Here is a 14967-nt window from a genome sequence, read left to right as displayed (position 1 = left end):
TTCCTCTTTATTATGGAACAGAAAATTATTTTTCATCACGGAAATTATTGTCACTTGTTCGATAAAAATGTAGTAATCCATTAATTTCTCCGCCAAGTAAAATGACCCAAGCCGTTAAATAGAACCATAACATTAAAATGATAATACCACCAAGACCACCGTATGTATTCGCATAATTTGCAAATTTATCCACGTAATAGGCAAATGAGTACGATACCACAATCCACCCAACCGTTGCAAATAATGCCCCTGATATAACTTCTCTTCTCTTTAACTTTCGATCAGGTGCAAATGTGTATAAAAAGCTAAATAAGGCAAATAACACTAAGAAGCTGGCTACTAGCCGTATAATACTCCATACGAAAGAAAAGCTTTCTGATAAACCAATTGCTTTAAAAACAGCTGCTCCAATTACCTGTCCAAAAACAGGAACAATTAACGCGAAGACAATCATAAAAATCATCGCTAGTGTAAGCACAATAGACAAAGCTCTCGTCGCGATAAAAGAGCGCGTTTCCTTTACATCATAGGCTCGGTTAAATGCATTCATAACTGCGTTTACACCATTTGATGCAAACCATAACGTTGATAATAAACCAAACGATAATAAACCACCATTTTGTTCATTTACTACTTTATCTACGTTCACTTCAATTAAGTTCATTGCATCTTCTGGCACATAAGCCTCTAATAAACTGAGCACATCCTCTGTTTGAATTGGAATAAATCCAAGAAGCGTAATTAAAAAAACAAGTCCAGGAAAAATAGCAAGCAAGAAGAAATAAGCGAGCTGTGCTGCTAGGCCCGCTACGTCATCTCGCATCGTTCGGTCATATAGATCTTTCCCAAACGAATAGACACGATTTCCCCTTGCTTTCTCTAGAAATTTTTTCATATTTCTCTAAACGCTTTTCTTCTCTTCTTTATCTTGCTTTAACTCAATGTATGCTTCTGTTTTTTTTTCTTCTGCATTAGAGTCCTTCATAAATAATTCACGCGCTTCTTTCATACCACCATCTTCAGCTACTACCGGTTCTTCTTCTGCTTTTGGAGACACAGCTTGAATTTCAATTGTTTCTGGCTTTTCCTCTCGTTCAATCTTTTTCTTACTAAAGATTTCTTTTGTTTCCTTTAACGTACCAACAACAGCTGGCGTTAGCTTCTTTATTTCCGCTACCTTCGCCTTTACTACATTAAAATCTGCAAGTTCGCGTCCTTTATCTGTAACAGTTTGCACTTTTTCTTTTATTTTTGCATTCTCGCCAATTTCAATCATTTTTGATTTTGCTTTTTCTGCTGTATTTTTCACTTTTTCACGATTTTCTTTCTTAAGCATAGAAACAGCTACACCTGCTGCTACACCAATTGCAATGTTTCGAGCTATATTATTCTTCTTTGCCATATTCCTTCACCCTTTCATTTCTTATGTTAGAAAGTATTTCTTTCTAAGCTTTCTCATATTCCTTGCTCATTTCGAATGAATGCTAACAATTTTGCACACCCTTCTGTTACAAGGTCATATACTTCTTGAAAGTTCCCTGTAAAATAAGGGTCAGGAACATCCGTCCAGCCACCGTCTGGAACAAAATCGGACAGTCTACCAATATAGCCTCCAGATTTACCTAAACTTTCTAAATCTGCTATATTCTTGTTGTCCATGGCAATAATATAATCAAACTTTGTTAAGTCTTCTTTTTCTACTTGCCGTGCTTTAATTCCTTCAAAAGAGACTTCATTTTCTTTTAAAATTTTTTGTGTTCCTTCATGAGGTGGATGACCAATATGCCAATCGCCTGTTCCAGCAGAATCAATTTGAATTTTATCTTCTAATCCTTCTTGCACGACAAAATCACGAAAAATCGCTTCTGCCATCGGTGAACGACAAATGTTCCCAAGACAAACAAACAATACTTGAATCATATTTGTTTCTTCCCTTCTTGGCTCATTTCTTATATATACATATAGTATAAACAACCAATTATTAATTATAAAGGAAATCCCTACTAATTTAATAGGGTTGAAAAGTTTCATTAACGAAAATGATAAAAAATGTTAAGATATCTTTATGTTATTTCAAAGGGGGACACTTCGGTGGATTTATCCGTAAAATCGCAAGAAAATGTTGAATATATGGTAGAAGCTATTAAAGAAAAGTTACGCATGGTAAACGCAGGAGCAATGAGAGCTGAAAGCTTTAACCAAGAAATGTACGAAGATTTGCGAGACATTTACGACCATGTAATGAAACGTGAAACATTCAGCATTAGTGAAATGCAGGCTATTACTGAAGAATTAGGTACGCTAATTAAAAAATAATGAAAAGTCCCTTATACAAAGGGACTTTTTTATTTCCAACAAATTAATGACACCCTTCCACTTTTCTACATCTATTTTCCAAATGCTGTACAATAAAAGGAGAACTTCACCATAGACCTTCCTTTTCACCAAACTCTTTTTTTAATATTTATCTTATTACCATTGCTAACTGCTTTTACCGGAGGTGTTTATCTATGAGCAATTGGTACAGTAAAACGAAAGATCAAGCAATACTTGCACTTGAAACAAATGAACAACATGGTCTAACAGACGAAATGGTGCAAATTCGATTAAAAAAATATGGACGAAACGAACTCACTACAAAACAAAAACGGACTTTATGGCAACGTATTTTTTCCCAAATTAATGATGTTCTCGTCTATGTTCTTTTAATTGCCGCTCTTATTTCTGCCTTTGTTGGTGAATGGGCCGATGCGAGCATTATTGCTCTCGTTGTTGTTTTAAATGCTGTAATTGGTGTCATTCAAGAATCGAAAGCAGAACAAGCTTTAGAAGCATTAAAAAAGATGGCAACGCCAAAAGCAATTGTAAAACGGGATGGTGAACTAAAAGAAATTCCGTCCGAAGATGTTGTTCCAGGAGATATCGTTATGCTTGATGCTGGACGTTATATTCCGTGTGACTTACGGCTTATTGAAACCGCCAATTTAAAAATTGAAGAATCTGCTTTAACAGGAGAATCCGTTCCTGTTGATAAAGATTCACTTTATCATCCTTCTCTTCAAAATGAAGAACAAATACCACTCGGTGATCAAAAAAATATGGCCTTTATGTCAACACTTGTCACTTACGGACGAGGTGTTGGTGTTGCTGTTGAAACGGGAATGAAGTCTCAAATTGGAAAAATCGCAACTCTCTTACATGAAGCGGATGATGATGCAACACCACTTCAAAAAAGCTTAGCGCAAGTAGGGAAATATTTAGGCTTTGTAGCTGTAGCAATTTGCATCATTATGTTCTTCATCGGGTATTTCCAAGGCCGAGACACGTTAGAAATGTTCATGACTGCCATTAGCTTAGCGGTTGCAGCAATTCCCGAAGGATTACCAGCTATTGTCTCTATCGTTCTCGCAATTGGTGTACAGCGTATGATTAAACAAAACGTCATCATTCGTAAACTTCCAGCCGTCGAAGCACTCGGTTCTGTTACAATTATTTGTTCAGATAAAACAGGAACATTAACACAAAATAAAATGACGGTTACTCATTTCTATAGTGATCGTACATACGATAAACTAGAAAACTTAAACATAAACAATGATGCTCAGCGCTTATTATTAGAAAATATGATTTTATGCAACGATGCATCTTATAAGGCTGAATCACAAACTGGTGACCCAACAGAAATTGCCCTTCTTATTGCCGGCAGCACCTTTCATCTTCAAAAAGATACTTTAGAAGATCAACATAGACGCGTGAACGAATTACCATTTGACTCCGAACGCAAAATGATGTCAACACTGCATGAGTATGATAAAAACTATTACAGCATGACAAAAGGAGCAATTGATAAACTTTTATCTCGTTGCACTCATATTTTTATAAATGGTGCAATTCAGCCATTAACTGAAACAGATAAAAAAGAAATATTAGAAGTTGCTCAAATGATGTCTCAAAAAGCTTTACGCGTACTATCATTCGCTTTCAAACAGTATGATACACAAAACGTTACCACCGATCACATGGAAGAAAGTCTTATATTCATAGGACTTGTCGGTATGATCGATCCACCGCGAACAGAAGTAAAAGCGTCTATTGCAGAATGTAAAAAGGCGGGCATTCGTACCGTTATGATTACAGGAGATCATAAAGATACCGCTTTTGCTATTGCAAAAGAACTAGGTATTGCTGAAAAAGAATCTGAAGTCATGATTGGAACAGAATTAGATCGTATTTCGGACGAAAAACTAGCAAATGAAATTAATCATTTAAATGTATTTGCGCGTGTTTCTCCTGAACATAAAGTTAAAATTGTAGGAGCATTACGTGCAAAAGGAAATATTGTTTCGATGACTGGGGATGGTGTAAATGATGCTCCATCTTTGAAACAAGCAGATATTGGGGTCGCAATGGGGATTACAGGAACAGATGTTGCTAAAGGTGCGGCTGACATGGTTTTAACAGATGATAACTTCTCATCTATTGTAAAAGCTGTTGAGGAAGGAAGAAATATTTATCGCAACATTAAAAAATCAATTCTTTTCTTACTCTCTTGCAACTTTGGGGAGATTATTGCACTCTTCTTAGCTATTTTACTCGGCTGGGCTACCCCACTTCGTCCGATTCACATTTTGTGGGTGAATTTAATCACAGATACGCTCCCAGCTTTGTCACTTGGTGTTGATCCAGAAGACCCGGATGTGATGAAAGAAAAGCCGCGTGATGCAAAAAAAAGCTTGTTTCATGGTGGCGTTTCTTTTCTTATTTTAAACGGGATTATAATTGGATTCATCACGTTAATCGCCTTTATTGTTGGGGCAAAATTATATACAGGAGATACAAATATCTTCCCTCTTTTCCCATCTCAAATTGATGATGATGCTTTATTACATGCCCAAACGATGGCGTTTGTCGTACTCAGTTTTTCACAGCTTGTTCATTCATTCAATTTACGATCAAGTACAAAATCAATCTTTTCAATCGGAGTATTCACAAATAAATACTTAGTTTTCTCCCTACTTATCGGTGTACTCATGCAAATATGTATTATCTCAATTCCACCGATTGCTAATATATTTGGCGTACATGCTTTAACTTTAAAAGATTGGGGATTTGTTATATTACTAAGTATTATTCCACTTGTTATAAACGAAATGATAAAAGTGTTTAAGAAAAATTAAAAGGCAATGAGGGAGCTCCTCATTGCCTTTTTACATTATCCTTGTAATTCTTTTTTTATATTCTCTGTAAGTTCCGCCATACGCTTGCGGCTTTCTTCACGTTCACGTTTGTTTTGTTCTTCAATTTGCTGTGTTTCTTGCATACCTCTTGAAATAATATTCCATGTTTCTTCAAGTGTTTCCATTTTAATACTAGAAGAACCAGAAATTCTCGCTACCTCTACACTTTGCGTTGCAATATTTTGTGCATTTTTCTTAAGTAGTTCATTGGTACGACGGTCAAGCTCAGCCATAGAATCCGCAACAAGCTTTTGACGTTTTGCATTCACAGCCTGAATAATTCCATTTTTAAAGATAGGAATTGTTGTAATAAACGCTGTATTAATTTTACCGATTAATTTGTTATTACCACGCTGAATCATGCGAATTTGTGGTGCTGTTAATAACGCAACCATACGAGCCTTCTCTAAATCATCAATGCGTTGCTCTAAAATTTCGACAGAGTTTCTTAAAGATTCTAATTCAATACCTGCCAATTGATCATTGTTACGAACGCGTTCTTCATACATTGGAACTAGTTCTGTGTTTAGACGCTCTAGTAACATTTCTCCTGCTACTACATATTTCTCTAAGTCTAAATAATATTTTAAGTTTTGTTCATATAAGCCATCTAACGTACCAATTGATTTTTTCATTTCATCTTGGTATTTCGTAATTTCCACGTACACTTTGTCCATTTCACGGCCCATCGTTTGATACTTACTAAAGATTTGTTCAATCATCTTATCTGCCTTTTTGAACATACGAGAGAAAAAGCCACTTTTTTCTTCCGCGAAATCTTTACTATCAAATCTATCCATAATTTTACCAAGTTGCTTTAGCAACTCACCAGAATCCTCTATCTTAGATAAAGACATTGTATGTAAAATTTGATCTGCAAAACGGGAAATTTCCATGGATGGTTCTTTTCCAAGCTCAATTAATTCTAGCTGATCTTTAACATCCACTCCATTATAAATACGTTGCACTTCAGCATCTTGCCTTAGCTGCAAACGAACATCTTGTGCGGTTTGCTCATTTAATTCTGTTTTCGAATCTAGTACGACTGGATTATTCATGTGTTATTCTCCCTTTCCTTATAAAAATGGACGAAATAGCCCTTTTATTGTTTGAGATAAATTTTTATACGCTGACGGGCCGTGAAATTCAAGATCAAAGTTCACTTCCTCAAGCCAATGTGAATCAAATGCTGCTCCTTCAATATACGGTTCAATATCATTTCTTCCTGTTGGATTGAAGTGCAATACATCAATTCCAATTTGATTTAAAAATAATAATAAGACCGCATCAGAACGAGTTAATTCTCCACTCTTTTCATTGTTAAATATAACAATTGTCGGTACTTCTTGCGAATAATCAAATTTCTCAAGTAACTCTAAAATATGAGGTGGGATTTGAGAAAGCTGCGCAAAAACATACAGTGATACATCTTGTTTTGTTTCTTTTCCAACTGGTTTACACAGTTCACTTTCACACGTATGAATGATAGCTTCTGCAATCCCATGCTGCAAACCTTCAGGTAAGCGCTTATGTGGCCACCAATGACTATTCATAATTTGATCTGGATGCAGTTTCCCAGCACGGTCTAATGCATCTCGATAATGAAATTGAAAGTTTGCTTTTTGTTCTTTTGTAAATGGAAATGTATTAATTAATAAGCTGTTATCGAATGATGTGACAGCCTTCAAACGCTGGAAATATTCTTTATCATTTTTTGAAATACCAGATACTTTTGCAAATAAAGATGGAATATAAATATGTTTATTTTCCACAAAGAATGTCGGGCGTATAAATGCTTTTTCTTTCGTAATTATAAAGAGTTCATCGTATGTTGTCTTCAGCGTACGTGCTACAGGCGTGTACGTACGAAATTGCCACGGCTTGTATAATAATGAATTATCATGATGAAGCACCTGTTCAATTTCTTTCGATGCTTGATACGCTACCGTTGCAACACGCTCACGACGCCGATCAGGGAATGGCTCTAATGAAACGCGACCTGGATGAGAAACGACAAAAGTCCTAGCCTCATCATCAATGCTTTCAAAACCATCTTTTCCTTCTGGATGATAATAGAGAACATCACATCCGAGCATAATAAGAAAATATAAGAAATAAATCTGACTCTCTTTCGCATCACCGTACCAAACGATACGCGGCATTTGTTTCTTATAATTAATTGCAGAAAACCATTTTGCTACGTAATTTTCACTTAATTTAATGATATCAATTAAGAAACGACGAAAACCTTCTGTTTTTAAAGATTGATTATGTTGTTTCTCATACAATTTCAATACAGTGATAAATGTTGTATGTATATAGTGTTGTAAATCGGGATTATCTACTTTCGGCAACAATTGTTTTCCTGATAAATGTGCAACAAGTCTGTTTACAGTAAGCCCATTTGGTGCCTCTTGATGCAGTGTGAATATTTCTTGAATGTGACGAAGTTTTTCAGAATCAATCACTTTATTCAAATTTTGTTCATATAGTACATGAATTCCTTTTGCTTCACTATAATCAAATAGTTCATTAAAATATTCATCTACATCATTTGGAACGCCAAGAACCCGACAAGCTATATAGCTAAATTTCATCTCATTCTCTGTTAATTCATACTGTGGGCGCTTTTCTAAAATCATTTCGAATTGTTTTAAGTCAGCTTCTTCTTTTAATGCATATGGATGAAGTGTAAAACGCGAAAACACGGCAGTTCACCTCCAGAAACATTTACTTTTTTAAAGAAATAATATCTTATCTTTTTATTATAAACTATTTTAAGTTATAAAAAATGGGCGCTCGCATAACGAGCAAACCCATTTCAATTATTTATCTTCTTTCTTAGTAGCTGCAATCTCTTCTCGGGCTTGTCCAGAATTTCGCATATAATGCAAAATGAATGTTGCACCAAATGCGATAACTAAAATCATAAAGAATAGCCAGTGTGGCACTTCAATATGAATAACAGATAGTAACATCTTCGCTGCAATAATTAAAATTAAAATATACGCCGTTGATTCAAGCTCTGGAATACGTTCTAGTAATCTTAAGAATACACCTGCAATACCACGCATCATTAAAATACCAAGCATTCCGCCCAGAAGCAGAATCCATACTTCATTGGATACACCAAACGCTGCCAGAACGCTATCTACTGAAAATGCAATATCCATTAATTCAACCATGACAACTGTTCCCCAGAATACACCAAATATTCTAAAAAGAATACCGTTTTGGTTCAGGCCATGTTCTTCTTCTTCACTATTTTCTTTTCGTTTATCAATGAAATATTTAATAGAAAGCCATGCAAGGTACAATGCTCCTAATACTTTTACCCACCATAATTTAATTAAGAACATACCGATTCCAATTGCAATAAAACGGAATGCATATGCACCAATTAGCCCATAAAATAATGCCTTTTTGCGTTTTTCTTCTGGTAAATGTTTTACCATTACCGCTAACACAAGGGCGTTATCGGCAGATAGTAAGCCTTCAAGTACAACAAGTGTACCAATTAATCCCCAAGATACAGGATCTTGTAATACTTTAATCCACATGTCCAAGTCAAAAAATTGGGCATACGTATCAAGGATTCCCTGTAAAATGCTCATCTTACTGTTTTCCCCTATTCTTTGCTAGATTTATAGAAAGGTCAAAAAAAGGAAACGAAGTTCGTTTCCTTCTTATGCATCCAAGCCATACGCTCTTACAAGCGCACCTAATCCGCCTTGGAATCCACTTCCTACTGCATTAAACTTCCACTGTCCATTATGACGGTATAATTCACAAAAGACAACTGCTGTTTCAATGGAGAAATCTTCTCCTAAATCAAAACGAAGAACTTCTTCATTTGTCTCTTCATTTGCTAAACGAACAAATGCATTTGCAACTTGTCCAAAGTTTTGATTACGCCCTTCTGCATCATAAATTGTAACTGTAATTGCAATTTTATGAACATCTGCTGGAACTTTACTTAAATCGACAACAAGTTGCTCATCGTCACCTTCGCCTTCACCTGTACGGTTATCACCTGTATGTAAAACCGATCCACATGGAGATTGTAAGTTGTTATAGAAAATAAAATCTGTTTCTTTCGTACATTTTCCATTCGCATCTAATAAAAAAGCGGATGCGTCTAAATCATAATCAGATCCGCCATCATATGATTTAATATCCCAACCAAGGCCGATAACTGCTTTTGTAAGACCTGGACTTGTCTTACCTAAATCAATCTTCTGTCCTTTTTGTAATTGAATAACCATTTATATTCACCTCTTATACTATGATTCTAAAAAGTATATACATGAGTAAAGTACATGTTCACTCATATATATACTTTTTGATGTTTCAACATTTAAGTTGCTGCTGTGAAAAAACAAAAGTGACCTGCACTTTGTTTTCACTTGGCATGAGGCAGGAAGAGAATCTGACCGCTTCTATTCATGGCCAGATGCTCTCTCCCACCTAAAAAGAAAGCTTTTATGCTGGTTTTTCAATTTGTATTTATATATTTTTCTTATTACTCTACATCTAAACCAAAGTTGCTACACAAAGCACCTAATCCGCCTTGGAATCCACTTCCGATTGCATTAAACTTCCAATCCCCAGCATGACGATATAACTCACCGACTACTACTGCTGTTTCAATAGAGAAGTCCTCACCAAGATCATAACGAATTAGCTCTGCACCTTTTTCTTCATCTACAATACGTACGAAAGAATTAGATACTTGCCCGAAGTTTTGGCTACGGCTTTCTCCATCATAAATTGTAATTGTAAAACAAATACGTTCAATATGTGCTGGGACATTCTTTAAATCTACTTTAATTGCTTCGTCATCGCCTGCGCCTTCACCAGTACGATTATCTCCTAGATGCTCTACAGAACCGTTTGCTCCCTTTGGATTATTATAAAAAACAAAGTCTTCTGAGCCTGATACTTTTCCGTTTGCACCTACTAAGAAAATACTAACGTCTAAATCAAAATCATTTTGTCCATCATAGCGGTTTGTATCCCAGCCAAGACCTACAAGAACGTTAGAAAGACCTGGATTTGTTTTTGTTAAATCTACTTTCTGTCCTTTTTTTAACGAAATCGATGCCATATATTATTCCTCCTTAAATTGTATTACTGATAACGTGATACAATCTCACTTAAATTCTTATGTTGTGTACCTTCTCCAACTGCAGAAAATTTCCATTCATTACCATCCCGGTGCATTTCGCCTACAACTAACGTTGTTTTCCCGCCGTAATTTTCCGATAAATTATAACGAGCTAATTCTTCACGCGTTTGCGGATTTTGAATACGAATATACGCATTTTGAATCATACCAAAATCTTGATGACGGTTAACACAATCATAAATATTTACAACAAATACTAAACGATTAATACGACTCGGAACTTTATGTAATTCCACGAAAATTGTTTCATCATCGCCAGAACCTTCACCTGTTAAATTATCACCTGAATGAATAATGCTTCCACAAGCAGATAGCTTATTTCCAAAGTAAACAAGGTCATTTTTATTTAAAAAACGATCCTTTTCTAGCATAACCACTGATGCATCACAATCGATGTTTGGTTTGCTTCCAAATAACGAAGATAGAAATCCGCCTGATTGTCCAATTGGATCCCATCCTAAGCCAACCTGTAATTTTGCTACTCTTGGTTGTCCCTTCGTTAAATCAATCTTCTGTCCTTTTTCTAAAATAATAGGCATGAAGTTTCTTCCTTTCTACAAGGTATTTTCCAAATGGGAAAATATTGTATTCTCCTTCTATATTGTAGCATTATTTGTCGATTGAGAAAAAGAATAAATTTTCAATTATACGAAAATATCTGTATCATTTATTCATAGGGATGTAATAAGTGGTAAATTGAACCAATCATTCCCGCATGATTGCGATTTTGCGCTAAACTAATCTCACATGTATGATAAATTTCTTGATGCAAATATTTCTGTACTTCTTCTTTCACTTCATCTAATAACTTAGTACCTCTTGCCGTAATACCACCACCAATAATAATCGTTTGTGGATTAAAGATATAAGCAAGATTACTAATTCCAATCGCTAAATGTTTAAAGAATACTTGAACTGCTTGAACAATCTCCTCATCTTTTTCATCATATAGATTAAAGATTGTTTTACCGTCCCAGTTTCCTTCTCCTTTATATTGCCTTACGAGATGAATTAATCCTGAAATAGATGCAACTTCTTCAAATGGCTTTCCTTCTATTAGCATGCTTCCCCATTCACCTGCACTAAATGAATGTCCTCTATATAGTTGCTTATTGATAACAACTGCTCCACCAATTCCTGTTCCAAGAGTAAGCATAATAAAGTTTTGTTTCTTTTTTCCCACACCTCTCCATCTCTCTCCTAGAGCTGCACAATTCACATCATTTTCAACCGTAATAGGAACCTTCAGTGCGATTTTTAATCTATCAATAATAGGAATACCGGCATAGCGTGGAATATGCTCCACGCCGCCAGTTATCATCCCTTTACTAATATCAACAATTCCTGCTGTACTAATACCAATACCAGAAATGGCATGTTGATTCATTAACTCTTGAGACAAGCAAATTAGCTTTTGAACAATTTGTTCACCACCTAAATGTGCCTCTGTAGAAACCGTTTGATGCTCTAATAATGTTCCTATTTCTGAAACAATTCCATACTTAATTTGCGTTCCACCAATATCAAATGCAATATACTTTTTCACTCTGTCACTTCCTTCTAACAGTATGACTCTATTTTGCTAAATTGATAAAATGCAAGACTTTCCTCTACTTTAATAAGAATTTACTAGATTCACTGATCCAGTCTTCACATAAACACTATTATACGCCTTATTATCTGAAACAATTTCATAATATGACCCCTGCGGAGTGTGGATCATATTTTTTTATGATTTGTTTTGTTGTTCGCTTCATCTATTCATTAGAATATAAACAAGGTTATACTCTTCAATCCTCCCTTGCCAAAATCAAATTACCATTTAATTTATTCTTAACACATCCGCCATCGTTCCTTTTCGGTATTGTTCTATTGGTTCATAGGAAACAAATGAAATAATTAAAACAAAATAACTCCATCCCCAAAATACATACTGTAAATTTAAACAAACATATAAATAGACCTTTATCTCGAATTTTATAAGTTCGAGATAAAGGTCTATTTTAAAACTTACATAATTAATACGCCTTGCCCCAATACACCATATGCTCTGCTTTCTTCCCACAGCATACACATTCTTGTACTAATTCTTCTTGCTCAAATGGTATACAACGCGATGATACTCCTGCTTCTTCTTTTAATTTTTCTTCACAAGCCAGCTCACCACACCACATTGCTTTGATAAACCCTTGCTTTTCATCAGCCGCTTGCTTCATTTCTTCAAAGGCCGTAACACTATATGTGTTTTCATCGCGAAATGCCTTTGCTTTATTGAATAGAGAATCGTGAATCTCATCAAGTAATGATGTGATACGCTCTTCTAATTGATCCATTGATACGAACTCTTTTTCCTTCGTATCGCGTCTGACAAGTACCACTTGATTCTTCTCTATATCTTTTGGACCAACTTCTAATCGAATTGGAACACCCTTCATTTCATACTCGTTAAATTTCCAACCTGGCGTTTTATTACTAGCATCTATTTTCACGCGCGCAACTTTTTGAATACGTCCTTGTAGCTGGGTTGCCTTTTCTAACACACCTTCTTTATGCTGAGCAATTGGTACAATAACAACTTGTACTGGTGCTACTTTTGGCGGCATCACTAGACCGTTATTATCACTATGAACCATAATAAGTCCACCGATCATTCTTGTTGATACGCCCCAAGATGTTTGATGTACATATTGCCATTTTCCATTACGATCTAAAAATTTAATATCAAACGCTTCAGAGAAATTAGTCCCAAAGTTATGAGATGTTCCTGTTTGAAGCGCTTTTCCATCATGCATTAAACTTTCAATCGTATATGTTGCTTTCGCCCCTGCAAATTTTTCTTTTTCCGTTTTCTGTCCTTTAATTACTGGAATTGCTAAGTAATCTTCACAGAAAGAGGCATACAGGTTTAAAATGTTTAACGTTTCTTCTTGAGATTCTTCTGCCGTTTCATGAATTGTATGACCTTCTTGCCATAAAAACTCAGTTGTACGAAGAAATGGTCTCGTCGTTTTTTCCCAACGGACAACCGAACACCACTGATTATATAATTTAGGTAAATCATTATAAGACTGGACAATTTTTGAAAAATGCTCACAAAATAAAGTTTCAGATGTCGGACGAACGCAGAGTCGTTCTGCTAACTTCTCGTTTCCTCCATGTGTAACCCATGCTACTTCAGGTGCGAATCCTTCCACATGATCCTTCTCTTTTTGTAGTAAGCTCTCTGGGATAAACATTGGCATATACACATTTTCATGACCGGATTCTTTTAATTTTCCATCCATCACTTTCTGCATATTTTCCCATAACGCGTATCCATACGGACGTAAAATCATACATCCTTTTACACTTGAATAATCAACTAACTCAGCTTTTTTCACAATATCGGTATACCACTGAGCAAAGTCTTCTTCCATTTTTGTAATGGCTTGTACTTGTTCTTTTGCCATATTCTTTTCCTCCTTTAGAAAATAAAAAAAGCCCGTGTCCCCTAAATAGGGACCGAGCTTTTGCCGGCGTTACCACCCTGATTCATGCACAAATAAATTGTACATGCTCTCTTTTTGATAACGGGAACTTCCCGCTGCATATGCAGAACGCAAAGGTAGGTTCCATATCGCCTTTTTAAGAATCTTCCAGCCAAACGGATTCTCTCTCTAGAAAAAAGGTGGGACATGTACTAATCCTTTTTCATCGTTATAACGAAATAAATTTGTTGAATATCATAATATAAATTCTATTTTAAAACAATAGCTAATTTTCTTATTTTTATATATTCTTTTCGTTTTTTTCTGTTTTATACTGAATTTACACATAATTTTTCCGAAAGAGTTTTACAAATTGATGAGTAATCATACCGATGATTGTTCCCACTAAAACAAAGAAACATGCAATACCATAACCCATTCCATCCCATCCTCCAATAGCGAAGATAGTAAAAGGAAAGAAAGCTAAACAAAGGAGAATTAAAATAAGTGCAAATATAATATCAAACGGTCTCTTTGGAAATTGCTTCTTTAATAAAAATGAACCCGCAAATACAATGAGAATTGTTACAGCTCCAATTATAAAAAACACTTCAAATCCATTCATTCCATTTCCTCCTTCCATCAATTTTCTTATAATTATTATATGTTTTAAAATTCAAAAAATAAACATTAAACCTTCCTCATGGATGATTTTTTATAATCAGATATTAATAGTGATATACAATACTAAGTATCATAAGATTTGCAGGGATCTACTAAATGTCCCTTATCAATGTTTTATTTTCGACCTAAACAATTTTACAATTTGATGAAGTAACATTCCAACAACTGTTCCAATTAGTATAAAGAAACATAAGAAACCATATGCCATACCTTCAAATCCACCAATAAAAAATAACGTGATTAGAAAACAAATTAGACAAATTATAATGATAATAAGACCAAACGTAATATCAAATGAGCGATTCGGAAAGCTTTTTCGTAACATGAACGACACAAAGAAAACAACAATTACTGCTAGGACACTAATTATTAAAAAGGTTTCCATCTTTCT

General features: G+C 35.1%; 15 protein-coding genes and 1 other annotated feature. Of the genes, 2 read left to right on the top strand and 13 right to left on the bottom strand.

Features of this window, described 5'->3' with window-relative positions; all coding sequences use genetic code 11:
• Positions 1-25 precede the first annotated feature (25 nt).
• The 3 genes from ACM6HU_RS02435 to ACM6HU_RS02425 are packed head-to-tail and all read right to left on the bottom strand — an operon-like array spanning position 26 to position 1920.
• The gene (locus ACM6HU_RS02435; protein WP_016112944.1) at positions 26-895 is read right to left on the bottom strand and encodes a YihY/virulence factor BrkB family protein; all 870 of its coding nucleotides are present in this window, start codon (positions 893-895) and stop codon (positions 26-28) included.
• 6 nt (positions 896-901) lie between these two features.
• Positions 902-1402 (bottom strand): DUF4075 domain-containing protein, encoded by a 501-nt coding sequence (locus ACM6HU_RS02430; RefSeq protein ID WP_016112943.1) that lies wholly within the window; start codon positions 1400-1402, stop codon positions 902-904.
• Between the two features lie 53 nt (positions 1403-1455).
• Positions 1456-1920: a low molecular weight protein-tyrosine-phosphatase gene (locus tag ACM6HU_RS02425; protein WP_016112942.1), complete on the bottom strand. Its 465-nt coding sequence runs from the start codon at positions 1918-1920 to the stop codon at positions 1456-1458.
• 171 nt (positions 1921-2091) lie between these two features.
• Between ACM6HU_RS02425 and ACM6HU_RS02420 the strand changes: the two genes are divergently transcribed.
• Together ACM6HU_RS02420 and ACM6HU_RS02415 are read left to right on the top strand one after the other, a co-directional pair.
• Positions 2092-2316 carry a DUF1128 domain-containing protein gene (locus ACM6HU_RS02420; RefSeq protein ID WP_003194805.1) on the top strand — a complete coding sequence of 75 codons (225 nt, stop codon included), beginning with the start codon at positions 2092-2094 and terminating at the stop codon, positions 2314-2316.
• Positions 2317-2510: 194 nt separating this feature from the next.
• Positions 2511-5177 (top strand): cation-translocating P-type ATPase, encoded by a 2667-nt coding sequence (locus ACM6HU_RS02415; protein WP_016112941.1) that lies wholly within the window; start codon positions 2511-2513, stop codon positions 5175-5177.
• 35 nt (positions 5178-5212) lie between these two features.
• On the opposite strand, the gene ACM6HU_RS02410 is transcribed toward ACM6HU_RS02415, so the two are convergent.
• The 10 genes from ACM6HU_RS02410 to ACM6HU_RS02365 form a co-directional block, all read right to left on the bottom strand.
• Entirely contained in the window at positions 5213-6295 is a 1083-nt protein-coding gene (locus tag ACM6HU_RS02410; RefSeq protein ID WP_016112940.1) for a toxic anion resistance protein, read from the bottom strand.
• Positions 6296-6313: 18 nt separating this feature from the next.
• Positions 6314-7945 (bottom strand): YceG family protein, encoded by a 1632-nt coding sequence (locus ACM6HU_RS02405; protein ID WP_414847973.1) that lies wholly within the window; start codon positions 7943-7945, stop codon positions 6314-6316.
• Between the two features lie 117 nt (positions 7946-8062).
• Positions 8063-8851 (bottom strand): TerC family protein, encoded by a 789-nt coding sequence (locus ACM6HU_RS02400; RefSeq protein ID WP_088093921.1) that lies wholly within the window; start codon positions 8849-8851, stop codon positions 8063-8065.
• A gap of 72 nt (positions 8852-8923) precedes the next feature.
• Positions 8924-9502, bottom strand: a complete 579-nt coding sequence (locus ACM6HU_RS02395) for a TerD family protein (protein ID WP_016112937.1) — start codon at positions 9500-9502, stop codon at positions 8924-8926.
• 257 nt (positions 9503-9759) lie between these two features.
• Positions 9760-10344: a TerD family protein gene (locus ACM6HU_RS02390; RefSeq protein ID WP_016112936.1), complete on the bottom strand. Its 585-nt coding sequence runs from the start codon at positions 10342-10344 to the stop codon at positions 9760-9762.
• A 23-nt stretch (positions 10345-10367) separates the two neighbouring features.
• A complete protein-coding gene (locus ACM6HU_RS02385) occupies positions 10368-10964 on the bottom strand; it encodes a TerD family protein (protein WP_016112935.1) in 597 nt (198 codons plus the stop codon).
• Between the two features lie 128 nt (positions 10965-11092).
• Entirely contained in the window at positions 11093-11971 is an 879-nt protein-coding gene (locus ACM6HU_RS02380) for an ROK family protein (RefSeq protein WP_016112934.1), read from the bottom strand.
• A gap of 472 nt (positions 11972-12443) precedes the next feature.
• Complete coding sequence (proS, locus tag ACM6HU_RS02375; protein ID WP_016112933.1) at positions 12444-13874, bottom strand: proline--tRNA ligase; 1431 nt, start codon at positions 13872-13874, stop codon at positions 12444-12446.
• Between the two features lie 44 nt (positions 13875-13918).
• Positions 13919-14128, bottom strand: a binding site (T-box leader).
• 104 nt (positions 14129-14232) lie between these two features.
• Complete coding sequence (locus ACM6HU_RS02370) at positions 14233-14517, bottom strand: YesK-like family protein (protein ID WP_016112932.1); 285 nt, start codon at positions 14515-14517, stop codon at positions 14233-14235.
• A gap of 165 nt (positions 14518-14682) precedes the next feature.
• Entirely contained in the window at positions 14683-14961 is a 279-nt protein-coding gene (locus ACM6HU_RS02365; protein ID WP_016112931.1) for a YesK-like family protein, read from the bottom strand.
• Positions 14962-14967 lie beyond the last annotated feature (6 nt).

The sequence above is a fragment of the Bacillus sp. IT-79MI2 genome, from assembly GCF_949768135.1.
GTDB classification, from domain to species: Bacteria; Bacillota; Bacilli; order Bacillales; family Bacillaceae_G; genus Bacillus_A; species Bacillus_A pseudomycoides.
Note: the sequence above shows the minus strand (reverse complement) of the source record. Positions and strands in the feature narration are given on the sequence as shown.

What these genes read in the sequence shown, in the direction of transcription:
- ACM6HU_RS02415 (WP_016112941.1), top strand. Translation starts at nt 2,511, where the DNA reads ATGAGCAATTGGTACAGTAAAACGAAAGATCAAGCAATACTTGCACTT.
- ACM6HU_RS02370 (WP_016112932.1), bottom strand. Translation starts at nt 14,517, where the DNA reads ATGAATGGATTTGAAGTGTTTTTTATAATTGGAGCTGTAACAATTCTC.
- ACM6HU_RS02365 (WP_016112931.1), bottom strand. Translation starts at nt 14,961, where the DNA reads ATGGAAACCTTTTTAATAATTAGTGTCCTAGCAGTAATTGTTGTTTTC.
- ACM6HU_RS02435 (WP_016112944.1), bottom strand. Translation starts at nt 895, where the DNA reads ATGAAAAAATTTCTAGAGAAAGCAAGGGGAAATCGTGTCTATTCGTTT.
- ACM6HU_RS02385 (WP_016112935.1), bottom strand. Translation starts at nt 10,964, where the DNA reads ATGCCTATTATTTTAGAAAAAGGACAGAAGATTGATTTAACGAAGGGA.
- ACM6HU_RS02395 (WP_016112937.1), bottom strand. Translation starts at nt 9,502, where the DNA reads ATGGTTATTCAATTACAAAAAGGACAGAAGATTGATTTAGGTAAGACA.
- ACM6HU_RS02425 (WP_016112942.1), bottom strand. Translation starts at nt 1,920, where the DNA reads ATGATTCAAGTATTGTTTGTTTGTCTTGGGAACATTTGTCGTTCACCG.
- proS (WP_016112933.1), bottom strand. Translation starts at nt 13,874, where the DNA reads ATGGCAAAAGAACAAGTACAAGCCATTACAAAAATGGAAGAAGACTTT.
- ACM6HU_RS02430 (WP_016112943.1), bottom strand. Translation starts at nt 1,402, where the DNA reads ATGGCAAAGAAGAATAATATAGCTCGAAACATTGCAATTGGTGTAGCA.
- ACM6HU_RS02400 (WP_088093921.1), bottom strand. Translation starts at nt 8,851, where the DNA reads ATGAGCATTTTACAGGGAATCCTTGATACGTATGCCCAATTTTTTGAC.
- ACM6HU_RS02410 (WP_016112940.1), bottom strand. Translation starts at nt 6,295, where the DNA reads ATGAATAATCCAGTCGTACTAGATTCGAAAACAGAATTAAATGAGCAA.
- ACM6HU_RS02390 (WP_016112936.1), bottom strand. Translation starts at nt 10,344, where the DNA reads ATGGCATCGATTTCGTTAAAAAAAGGACAGAAAGTAGATTTAACAAAA.